The sequence below is a fragment of the Moorena sp. genome (genome assembly GCF_982860115.1).
In genome coordinates this window covers 1-11862 of sequence record NZ_CEYLVT010000084.1, presented here as the reverse complement: position 1 = coordinate 11862, position 11862 = coordinate 1, and the positions used below count along the sequence as shown (strand labels likewise).

Here is an 11862-nt window from a genome sequence, read left to right as displayed (position 1 = left end):
GTAACACTAATATTTTTGCCAATAGTGCTGGAAAAATTAGCAAAAATCTCTACCTCACGGAAAATGCGTGTGATCTCCTATCGCTATACAATTCTCGTCATAGGTGGCTGAAATTTAATTGCTTAACAGCTGTCGTTCCTCTTGATTTTAGTATTGTATAGTTCGTCGAATTCACGTTAACAATAATAGTCTATTACCTACCTATGCAATGACAATAAATAATACCAATTACCAAAATTACTCTATCACTCTAATTCTTGGTGGATTAGCTTTACAGTTTCTTCCGTTCTTAACTTTTGGATTACTTTTAAAAAATTTTAAAAGTTTTTTCTACTCATTGTATCCACCTTTATCTCTACTCATTATTTTACTGATTTTAGGATTACTCTTATATGGATATGTGCCTCTTGTCAAAGGGTGCCGTCTATATATTCACGACAAAGGATATGCCAGTAATTGGGGATGGTTAGGATTATTAAGTTTTTGGGGCTTATCAGTCTTATTCCTTTTTCCGACAAAGAGAACTAAATATTATTCAGAAGAGTCCTTGGCTAAAGACTCAATAAATCACCCCTTTAATAAGCTTAATATTCCCAAGTTTTTATTATATTGGTTTCTCGGTTTTCCAATTTCAATATTTACAATAATTTTTACAATTGTCGGATTGTTTTGCTTGGTGAATAACAGAGATTTTAGCGAGCTTATCAAAAATGCCGATTTTAACGCAGTAATCGGTGTAATTGTATCGTTTTTGATCGGATTATTTTTAGTTATAGAACTCCGAAAATTTGGAGTCGATTTAAGAAAAATTTTTGTTTTAAAATTGGGCATTTTAAAGAAAAAAAATAATCTAAAGTTAATTATTTTTATAGTTATTATAGAATATGCTTTTTATTGGGGATTTTATTCGCTTAATTTATATTATATTTCATTTATTTTTCCAGAATATATTGAATACTTAATTGATAAATCAGAAGTCACCAATGTTATAGGGCTAATATTTTGGAGCTTTTCAGCAATTGTTTGTGCTCCGTTGTTGGAAGAGCTGATTTTTCGTGGAATAATCTTGCAGAAGTGGGCAATGAAATGGGGGATCAAAGCGGGAATAGTTACCTCATCTTTATTATTTGCGATTTTCCATTTGCGATTCGATATTGTAGGCTTGTTCATTGCCGGAACTATATTGTCTGTTCTATACTTTAAGACTGGCAACTTAATAGTCCCAATCCTTTGTCATAGTCTTTACAATACTATTTGGACAATTTTTAGGATTCGACGCTACTATAATAGCTCAAACGTTGACTTCGTTTCGGTAAACGATTATCGAGTTTACATGGAACCATTATTAGGTCAAAAAGCAATTGTAGCAGCTATATCCTTTGCCGTGATCATGGTATTTTTATATCGAAATTTTCCTAAACAAGATGACATCCTTCCCTACTATAGAAATCCTAAGTGATTGATTAAAATGGTAAGGAATCCAACGGGTTAAATTCACCTGTCCTGTTTGGATTAGCAAGCCTTTTGGTGGTGCGTTACGGGGCGGACTATCCCAACCCTAGGGACGAGGCGAAAAATGAGTGGGAGCCCAAAGCTGGTGCGTTACGGGGCGGACTATCCCAACCCTGGCGACGAGGCGAAAAATAAGAGCAAGTCCGCCCCTAACACACCCTACCCACTAACCTACAACCTACAACCTACAACCTACAACCTTCAAAAAAAAACCCCCAATCGGGGGTTAGTGCATCAAAACTTTGTTAAGCAAACTGTGGCGAAAACTAATTAATCAAATACACGATTACAAACAGAATAATCCACACCACATCAACGAAGTGCCAGTATAGTTCTGCAGCTTCTACACCAAAATGCTCTTCACTGGAGTAGTGCTTTGAATTTAGCGATCGCAATAACACAAACAAAATCAACGCCAGTCCACAAGTAACATGAAGACCATGGAAACCAGTTAACGCAAAGAAAGAACTGGTAAATAAGTTAGTAGTCAGACCAAAGTCTACATGGGTGTACTCATAGACTTGTCCTCCTAAGAACATCGCACCCATCAGAGCAGTGATTCCAAACCAGAGTCGCAAACCAGAGACATCATTCTTCTTAATAGCACTCTGGCCCCGGTGCATGACGAAACTACTAGTAATCAGGATGATGCTGTTAATTGTTGGCACCAATAATTCTAATTCTGTACCCTCTGGAGGCCAAGCTGGCATGGTCGCTTTATAAATTAAAAAAGCGGCAAACATTCCCAAGAATGTCATACTATCAGCAGCTAGAAACACCACCAAACCAAACATCCGAAAATCCGGATGCTCCTCGTGATGTTCCTCTGCCGCCTCAACCTCATGATGATAGTTGAGGGCAGTTTTAGACGGATCTATCGTTGAGCCTTGCATAAATTCCTTTGAATTAATTTTAAGCTGACATTGTGCCTGTTGAGCTTCGATTAGGGTAGGTTAGTAGGTTAAATTAAGAATTAAGAATTAAGAATTAAGAATTAAGAATTGAGAATTAAGAATTAAGAATTAAGAATTAAGAATTAAGAATTCACCATTCTGCCTTCACCATTCTGCCTTCACCATTCTACATTCTACATTCTGCATTCTACATTCTAAATTCTGCATTCTTAATTCTGACAGACAACCTTAAACCCAAACTTAGCTAACATCTCCTTTAACTTCAACCAGCAACTCCTCGACCTGTTTATCGGTGTCAACACTATAACTGTCGATACCGTATTCGTAAGGACCGGACCACAAAATTGGTTCCTCGTCAAAGTTCTCAATAGCAGGAGGAGATGTAGTTTGCCACTCTAATGTCAGAGCTCTCCAAGGATTGCGACCAGCAATCTTACCACGGTTCAAACTCCAGATGATATTAATCACAAAGGGTATGGTAGAAACCGCTAGAAGATAGGAGCCAATAGTGCAGATCATGTTGAGGCTTTGAAACTGGGGGTCGTACATAGCAACCCGACGGTTCATACCCAATAGACCTAGCTCATGCATCGGTAAGAAGGTCATATTTAGACCAATGAAGGTCAACACAAAGTGAATGCGTCCTAAGGTTTCGTTGACCATTCGCCCGGTCATTTTGGGGAACCAGTGATAAACTGCGCCAAATAAGCCGAGAACACTACCACCAAATAGAACGTAGTGGAAGTGAGCAACAATGAAATAAGTGTCATGGACATGGACATCAAAGGGAACGGAAGCGAGCATGACACCGCTAAGACCCCCAATCAAAAATGCGGAGATAAAGCCCATACCAAAGAGCATGGCACTATTTAAGCTAATTTTTCCGCCCCAAATCGTTGCCACCCAGCTAAACACCTTAATCCCTGTGGGCACGGCAATCAGCATGGTGGCAGCCATAAAGAACATCCGCAACCAACCAGGAGTGCCACTAGTGAACATATGGTGCGCCCAGACAATTAATCCTAGGAAACAAATCAACATACTGGAGTATGCGATCGCACGATAACCAAAAATCGGCTTACGGGCATGTACCGGTAGGATTTCCGAGATTACCCCAAAGAACGGTAGCACCATGATGTACACCGCCGGGTGGGAGTAAAACCAGAACATGTGCTGGTAAACAATTGGGTCTCCTCCCCCAGTCGGGTTAAAGAAATTGGTGCCAGCAATTAAATCAAAGGACAGGAAAATTAACGCTGCTGCTAGGACTGGAGTACCAATCAAAGCTAGGATTGAGGTTCCTAACATTGCCCAGCAAAACAGAGGCATATCATGAATAGTCATGGTAGGTGTGCGCATCTTCACAATAGTGGTGAAGAAGTTAAGCGCCCCTAGCACTGAGGAAGTCCCGATCACCAGGATGCTCAGAATCCAAATTTCTTCACCCACCTGAGAACTAATCAAGCTCAAAGGGGGGTAAGAGGTCCAACCGGCTTCGGGAGCACCTACGAAAAAACTACTCATTAACAGCAAACCCCCCACAGCATTCATCCAGAATGCCACCGCATTTAGCTTGGGGAATGCCATATCCTTTGCCCCAATCATCAAGGGAATCAGATAGTTAGCAAAAGCAGCACCAGCCGGGATAATCCATAGGAACAACATAATTGTTCCGTGCATGGTGAACACTCGGTTGTAGGTTAAAGGGCTCAATAAATCCGGGTCTGGTGTTGCCAACTCAGTGCGAATTAATCCAGCTAATGCCCCACCGATGAAATAGAACACAAATGAAGTGACCAGGTATTGAATCCCAATCACTTTATGGTCGGTATTGAAGGTGAAGTAATCTTGCCAACGCCGCTCATGTTCTTCAACATGACCAGCATCTTTGACAGATTCCGGTTTTTCTAATTGCGTCGTCATGGGATAGTGGAGGTGTGATGGACTAAAAGGATAGGCAACAGGCAAAATTAAGAATTAAGAATTAAGAATTAAGAATTAAGAATGGATAATTAAGAATTAAGAATGGATAATTAAGAATTAAAAATTAAGAATGGATAATTAAGAATTAAGAATGGATAATGGATAATGCTACCTTCGCGCATTCTACATTCTAAATTATCAATTCTCTTGAATTTCATCATTCTTCATTCTAAATTCTTCATTCTAAATTCTTCATTCTAAATTCTTCATTCTAAATTCTTCATTCTAAATTCTTCATTATTGGATAATTCCAGGATGATGGTGAGAGTGGTCTAGGTGTTGGAGAGTTTGGGAATCAATACCCATTTCAGAGGCATAGGGAGCCAAGAACTCACCCTCTGACATGGTAGTAGGATTAACAGCCACCGCTTTTTCCATGGTGTCTGCACTAGCGAATTGATTTTCCTTAACCCAGGCTTGATAGTCTTCCGGTGTGTCAACGATTAATCGAGTTTTCATTCCTCCATGGTAGGACCCGCAGAGTTCAGCACAGATGATCGGGTAATCACCCACTCTAGTGGCTGTAAACCCTAGTTGACTAATCCGACCTGGGATAGCATCTTGCTTAATCCGAAACTCTGGCAACCAGAAGGCGTGGATCACATCGTTAGCTTCGATATTCAGCTTAACCAGTTGTCCAACTGGGACATGCATTTCCCCAGACATAACACCGGTTTGAGGGTAGGTGAAAATCCAGGCATACTGCATACCAGCGACATTAACCTCTAGGGGTTCACCTTGACCTTCTTGTCCTGGAGGCGCTCCAATACCTAGGGCAACTGTGCCTTGACCTGGAGCCATAGCAATCAGACTTTCATTCCCCTCTTGCCCAGATGGTGACATCTCATGATTGTGGGCAATTTCCTGCTGATGGTGGTCATGAGAAGCCATGGGATCCAGACCTCCCATAGCGTTGTAGACCTCAAAGCTATAGACAGCTAGGACAAAGACAATCACCGTAGGGATTGCGGTCCAAAGCATCTCTAGGGGAATATTGCCATGGGTCGATGGCCCATCGGTTTGGTCATTTTTTTGTCTACGAAATTTGATGACTATTAGGATAAGTGCGCCTTGGATGAGGAGAAATAGACCAGTGGAAATGGTCATCATCAAGTTGAACAGACCATCGACATCACCGGCTTCTGAGGAGGCAGCTACTGGCATAAGTCCATGATTCTGACCGTACCAGAGACTAATCAGGGTTATGAAAATGCCAGCAATAAGGGTTGAAATTTGGCTTGGAATGTTCACGAGATTAGGGTTGAATACTTATATCAACAAAACTAACAGGGATTATCAAGGCAGGCGAGGCACCAACAGACTTAGTGTCTTCAAATGTCAGGGCATGGCTATATTTTTGAATAAAATCAGCCTTCTGGTGAGCTACTCCCCCCATAGTGCCCACATTAGAGACAACAAAGACAACAATTTTGATGGTCTGCTAGCAATGAGGGGCGTGAGTAGAGGATACAGAGCTAGCTTGGCTGGCTCTATTAACTAAGGTAAAGCAGTTAAACACTTGATTGGGTCACACCTTGAGATTTTTAGACTTTTTTTTAGGATCACTAGCCCAGCACCTGAAAAATTTTCAGAAAACTTAAGATTTTTTTCAATAAAAATTAACATAGCTAAAAAAAATATAAAAAAGTAAATCAATAGTAAATCATTGAATCCAAGTAACTATGACCCTTTAGACCAAGGGAATAGCAATCTGAAAAATCTCTAAAGCTTCAGAAATTAAGGAAAAGGCTGGTTACAGTGGTATAGGAATAGAGATGATCTTTGAGATTGGCAATCTTCTATCAACGAAAATGAGCCACTACTCAGGATTTGATTAACTTAGTTTGCATTTTCCTATTGCAGATGGCTATAGCTCAATCGGCTCTTGATCACAATCAGAATGGTGTAACCTCCAACAACCTGACCAAGCCCCAGGCCAGGATTCGGAGCTTGGTGTGGAAAATTGCGATCGCAACCCTGCTGTTGATGGCAGTAGGCAGTGCCACCAGGGTGATGAATGCTGGTCTAGCTTGTCCAGACTGGCCCTTATGCTATGGTCAGCTCGTGCCAAGCCAGCAGATGAATTTGCAAGTATTTTTAGAGTGGTTTCACCGCCTTGATGCATCCTTGATTGGTGTTAGTGCGATCGCTCTCGCTAGCTTATCTTGGTGGTATCGGCGGGATTTACCCAACTGGCTGCCCTGGATATCCACATTTGCTCTAGGGCTAATTATTTTCCAAGGAGTCCTCGGCGGACTGACGGTTACAGAACTGCTCCGGTTTGATATCGTCACTGCTCATCTAGGAACAGCACTGCTATTTTTCTCAACTCTAATCGTGATTGCTACACTGCTGACCCCCTATCAAGGAACAGGTTCAGTTGGGAAGTTACCTTGGCTGAGCTTAAGCGCAGTGATTTTTGTTTATCTACAAAGTCTATTAGGTGGACTAGTCGCTTCCCGCTGGGCAGTGCATCAGTGTTTTGGCGGATCTCAGCTGTGTACCGTGATGAATAGCCATATTGCTGGTGTGGTGCCAGCCACCGTAGCAACTGTCGCCGTCGTGGTGATAGCATCCCGGACACCAGCCCTACATCCAGTACTGCGAAAGTTAGCTAATCTCGCTGCTAGCTTGGTAGTTTTACAGATACTCCTAGGTGTTGCTACCTTCCGGTTAAGGCTACAAGTGGAACTACTAACTATCTGCCATCAAGCAGTGGGAGCAGCGTTATTAGGAGTACTGGTAGGGTTTACAGTCTTCGCCTTACGTGACCGCGCAAGTGTGGAGTGTCAAAGTCAGTAGAAGCAAAGCGAGAACCTATGAATTATGAAGGATTAAGTGTGACGTATCCAGTGTGATAGCTGGCAAGTAAACTATCAAGTCCGGTTTTATAAGTTGTATATCAGCTAAATACAATCGGAAGATTGAGCCGCTAGGGGAACCCATCTTGAAACCATGATCTGGGGATAATTATCTACTTGTCGGTCTACTTGTTGGTCTACTTGTTGTTGCTAACGATGCTACTGGAAAAGATTAGACCATAAGAAGTATACCATGAATTGGTTGCTCAACAACCCCTATGTTGTTATCCTTCAAACTTCACCCTTGATCCTTCATCCTTGATGCTTCCTCCTACCCTACGGGAACCCTAAGGACGAACATCCTTAACACTTGAGACTTTTTAGAGAAGGAATTGGTGAATTGAATGCTTGGGACTAGTTTAACCCGTCAACATGAAAACATAAGAGAGGTTATTCAAAGTTACTATCAACTAACAAAGCCTCGAATCATTCCACTACTATTAATTACGACAGCAGCAGGGATGTGGTTGGCATCCGATGGACAAGTCGATCCCATCTTATTGCTAGTTACCCTGGTCGGTGGTACTTTGGCCGCAGCATCTGCCCAAGTACTTAACTGCATCTATGACCGTGATATCGACTATGAAATGTTGCGCACTCGCCACCGTCCCATTCCCTCTGGGAAAGTGCAGCCTCGTGATGCTTTGCTGTTTGCGATCGCATTAGCAATACTGTCGTTCACCCTGCTAACAGTCTTCGCTAACCTCCTTAGTGCCTTGCTAGCGCTATCTGGCATTATCTTCTATATGCTCATATACACTCATATCCTCAAGCGCCACACTGCCCAAAACATCGTCATTGGTGGTGCAGCAGGAGCAATTCCAGCGCTAGTGGGTTGGGCTGCGGTGACAGGAGAATTGAGTTGGGCTCCTTGGTTACTATTTATAATCGTGTTCTTGTGGACACCGCCTCACTTCTGGGCTTTAGCGTTAATGATTCACGAGGATTACGCCAAAGTTGGGATACCCATGTTACCGGTAGTAGCCGGTGAAGAGGTTACTGTTCGTCAAATCTGGTATTACACCTTATTAGTCGTCCCCACTTCCCTATTGTTGATCTATCCTTTAGGAGAATCGGGCGTCGTTTATGGAATAGTTGCTATTCTTTTGGGCAGTATTTTTATCAAAAAAGCATGGTTGCTGCTTAAGGAACCTAAAGACAATCAACTTGCCCGGTCTATGTTTAAGTACTCAATTCTCTACATGATGTTATTGTGTACCGGTATCGTAGTAGATAGCTTACCGATGACCAGGGAAATTACTGCAACTGTAGCAGAGAATTCCCAAGTTTTGATTCAAGGAATTTCAACAGTCTTGGAGCAGGTAACTATTAACTTAGTCTAGGATACTTACTGTTACTTAAAATACTGTTACTTAAAATAGGGTTGGTGAATTAGCTCAGAGCTGTAACAATTCGCCAACCCTATTGATATTTATATTCTAGGGATCCTAAATCAATTATGATAATTTTTGTTCCCTGTTCCCTTTGCTATCCTACTTACCGCCGTAGTAAAAAGCCATCTCTTTGGACGCGGAAAATTTGTGGGTCATAACACCTAAAATTGGAGGGTTATGACTCCTATTTTTTTTGCCGCCCTATGCTGTCGGTTATAAGAGTGACTGTGGTATTAGGCATGGTCGGTGGAACATATTTGGTGATATGACCATCATGTGTTGTAAAAATTGGTATAATGAATGAGAAAGAGCTATGCAAGTCAATTGTTCTGTGTGTGGTACTTGGTCTGATTACGGTAATTCTGCACTTAGTACTTGGTATTTTATGTGTTTGGTACTTGCTCTCATCACTGTCAATAATATAATGACGGGTTCCACCTGAAACCACGGTGAGATATAAGACTCAGTATCTTTGTGTTCAGTCGTTGGAACTGGGTTCTAGTTCTGCCCGATGATTGTCTAGTGTTTTGGGTTGATCAGATTCAATTTCCCCCCAACCAGAATTTGCAGCTATTCGTTGTTTGACCTCTAAATAGCACTCCAAATTCTGGGTGGTTTTTGCGTTCCCGTGGCAGATTACAGTGTTTGCTGGCTTTTCGTGTTTAAGCGAAATTGATCGCACCGGATCTGATTAGTTCATCCAATGTTTCAATCATCCGTTGGTAGTCGATTTTGCCATCATCGTCTAAGAACCACGATTCATAAGACTGGCCTGTGTTTTTTAGTAGTTTGGCCTGCTGACGTTTCCAGCTCAAAAACTGTGCATGGGTTTTAAATGTGAACTCTGATAGACTAAATTAACGTTACTTACCCCCGTAGTAAAACGCAATCTCTTTGTCTTTAAGAGGGGTAAAATCAGCATCGAGCAGCATTTGATTGAGCTCTGCTTGAGAGATGTGCTTCGCTCCAATCCGCACAATTCTGGATCTCATGGTATTGCTGACACCGCTCCGTTGCCGTTGAGCTTCCAACCCCATCACTTGGTTGTATAGGTCTAACTTAGCTTTCGGTATTGGCGAGCCATCTAAATCAATTCCCTTTGCGATCGCATCATCAACCGCATCAGCACCTGTAGTGTTCTGAGTCTGGGAATTTCCTTCGGTAGACATGGTAAGCTCATATTTATACATACGAGAGTATTTTACAAGGTGTCGGTTTCCTTAACAAAGAGTGAAATTAGATTCAAAAGTGCCCCTTATTAAGGGCAGGGCGATTTCATTCTGGCAAAAACATAGATGGGTACCCACCCCTAACCCCCAGGAGGCAGGGCTGTTTCATTCTTGCCAAAAATAGTTTGAATGCCAACTGCTATATTCCCTGCCTCCCTTAATAATTCCTGTTCCATAAAAAACCATAATTGTGTACTTAATAAAATCGCAAACCGCTATATGTTTTCCCGCAATCTCGCCTTTATCATCGGCATCAACAACTACCAAAATGGCATTTCCCCCCTGAACACCGCCGTAAACGATGCCAAAAAACTAATAGAAATTCTCCGCGAGAAGCATGGCTATGAAGTCTGGGAATGCTTAGACGAAGTAGCCACTCTCTCTAACTTCAACAAATTTTTAGACCAAACCCTACCCGAACAAGTCACTGAAAATGACCGCTTATTATTTTACTTCGCTGGTCATGGAGTTGCCCTCAATGGGGATGATGGCCCGGCTGGTTACCTAATTCCTCAAGATGCCAAACTGGGGGATACTAATAGTTATCTGCCCATGACCAAGTTACATGATGCTTTCCATCAATTACCCTGTCGTCATTTCTTAGGTATCCTAGACTGCTGTTTTGCTGGTGCTTTTAAATGGTCGAGTACCAGGGATTTACTCACATCGCCAGAAGTAATTCACCAAGAGCGTTATGACCGTTTTATTACTGACCCGGCATGGCAAATCATTACTTCCTCAGCTTCCGACCAAAAAGCCTTAGATAACTTTAATTTAGATAGCGAACGCGGTCAAATCGGCAATCATTCCCCTTTTGCTAGTGCATTATTAGAAGCCCTAGAAGGTGCAGGAGATATCTATCCTCCTGCCACGAATGGCAAACCGGCTGGAGATGGGGTAATTACAGCCACAAAATTATATTTATATTTACGGGATCGAGTCGAAATTCCCACAGAAAAATGCCGTCTGCGCCAAACGCCCGGTATTTGGTGTTTAAACAAGCACGATAAAGGCGAGTATATCTTTCTGTCTCCAGGACATGAACTCAACTTACCCCCCGCACCACCATTAGATGAGTCGAAAAATCCCTATCGGGGTTTAAACTCCTTTGAAGAGGAACACAGTCAACTATTTTTTGGTAGAACCGAACTAGTAGAAAAGTTACAGGATTTTGTCAATACTCATCCCTTAAGTGTGGTCTTAGGTGCTTCCGGTTCGGGTAAATCGAGTTTGGTGAAAGCGGGATTAATTCCCCAGTTGAAACAGGAAAATACCGAGAAATGGTCGATAGTGTCACCAATTCGTCCCGGAGAAACCCCCTTCCAAGCTCTCAATAATGCCCTGGTTGAGGCGGGATTACCAAAAGTCGAGTTAGGGAACAAACAAAAAACTCTCACTGAAAGTATTGCGGTTTGGGTTAAAAACAATCCCAAATCGAAGTTATTAATCTTTATTGACCAAAGCGAAGAAATCATTACACTCTGTCAAGATGAGCAGGAGCGCCAGGAATTTTTTCAACAGATACTGGCAGCAATTCATGGCTATCGGGAGCAATTACGAGTAGTATTAAGCCTACGTTCTGATTTTGAACCCCAAATCTGTGATTTGGGCTTAACGTTGGCACCGGAAGTACTAAATCAATTGGGAACCACGGTGCTGAAAAATCGTTGGCAAAGTGGACGATTTATTGTACCAGCCATGACACGAGGGGAACTAAGGGAAGCGATAGAAAAACCGGCTCAAGCACGGGTAATGTATTTTCAACCCCACGAATTAGTAGAAGAATTAATTGATGAAGTGGCGGATATGCCGGGAGCATTATCCCTGCTGTCTTTTGCCTTGAGTGAACTGTATCTCAAGTATTTAAGGCGGCAACGGCAGTCACAATACGGGGGTATTACTATTGACCGGGCCTTGACTCAAGCCGATTATAGTGAATTGGGGGGAGTAATGCGATCGCTAACTCAAA

At 42.1% G+C, this 11862-nt stretch carries 9 protein-coding genes; 4 read left to right on the top strand and 5 right to left on the bottom strand.

Annotated elements, in window-relative coordinates; all coding sequences use genetic code 11:
* Nucleotides 1-208: 208 nt before the first annotated feature.
* Nucleotides 209-1459, top strand: a complete 1251-nt coding sequence (locus tag AC4II3_RS16030) for a CPBP family intramembrane glutamic endopeptidase (RefSeq protein ID WP_488010284.1) — start codon at nt 209-211, stop codon at nt 1457-1459.
* Nucleotides 1460-1778: 319 nt separating this feature from the next.
* Here AC4II3_RS16030 and AC4II3_RS16025 read toward each other — a convergent pair whose 3' ends face one another.
* The 3 genes from AC4II3_RS16025 to AC4II3_RS16015 form a co-directional block, all read right to left on the bottom strand.
* The gene (locus AC4II3_RS16025) at nt 1779-2405 is read right to left on the bottom strand and encodes a cytochrome c oxidase subunit 3 (RefSeq protein WP_488010285.1); all 627 of its coding nucleotides are present in this window, start codon (nt 2403-2405) and stop codon (nt 1779-1781) included.
* A gap of 261 nt (nt 2406-2666) precedes the next feature.
* Nucleotides 2667-4349 (bottom strand): cytochrome c oxidase subunit I, encoded by a 1683-nt coding sequence (gene ctaD, locus AC4II3_RS16020; RefSeq protein WP_488010286.1) that lies wholly within the window; start codon nt 4347-4349, stop codon nt 2667-2669.
* Nucleotides 4350-4646: 297 nt separating this feature from the next.
* The gene (locus tag AC4II3_RS16015) at nt 4647-5660 is read right to left on the bottom strand and encodes a cytochrome c oxidase subunit II (protein WP_488015959.1); all 1014 of its coding nucleotides are present in this window, start codon (nt 5658-5660) and stop codon (nt 4647-4649) included.
* Between the two features lie 612 nt (nt 5661-6272).
* On the opposite strand from AC4II3_RS16015, the gene AC4II3_RS16010 reads away from it, so the two are divergent.
* Nucleotides 6273-7211, top strand: a complete 939-nt coding sequence (locus tag AC4II3_RS16010) for a COX15/CtaA family protein (RefSeq protein ID WP_488015957.1) — start codon at nt 6273-6275, stop codon at nt 7209-7211.
* A 403-nt stretch (nt 7212-7614) separates the two neighbouring features.
* Complete coding sequence (locus AC4II3_RS16005) at nt 7615-8613, top strand: heme o synthase (RefSeq protein WP_488015955.1); 999 nt, start codon at nt 7615-7617, stop codon at nt 8611-8613.
* Between the two features lie 713 nt (nt 8614-9326).
* Here the strand turns inward: AC4II3_RS16005 and AC4II3_RS16000 are convergent.
* The gene (locus AC4II3_RS16000) at nt 9327-9479 is read right to left on the bottom strand and encodes a hypothetical protein (protein WP_424099339.1); all 153 of its coding nucleotides are present in this window, start codon (nt 9477-9479) and stop codon (nt 9327-9329) included.
* Between the two features lie 48 nt (nt 9480-9527).
* Nucleotides 9528-9833 (bottom strand): small RNA NsiR4-regulated ssr1528 family protein, encoded by a 306-nt coding sequence (locus AC4II3_RS15995; RefSeq protein WP_488015952.1) that lies wholly within the window; start codon nt 9831-9833, stop codon nt 9528-9530.
* 279 nt (nt 9834-10112) lie between these two features.
* Here AC4II3_RS15995 and AC4II3_RS15990 point away from each other — a divergent pair.
* Nucleotides 10113-11862, top strand: a 1750-nt coding sequence (locus AC4II3_RS15990) for an nSTAND1 domain-containing NTPase (RefSeq protein WP_490722842.1), incomplete at its 3' end; no start/stop codon positions are given.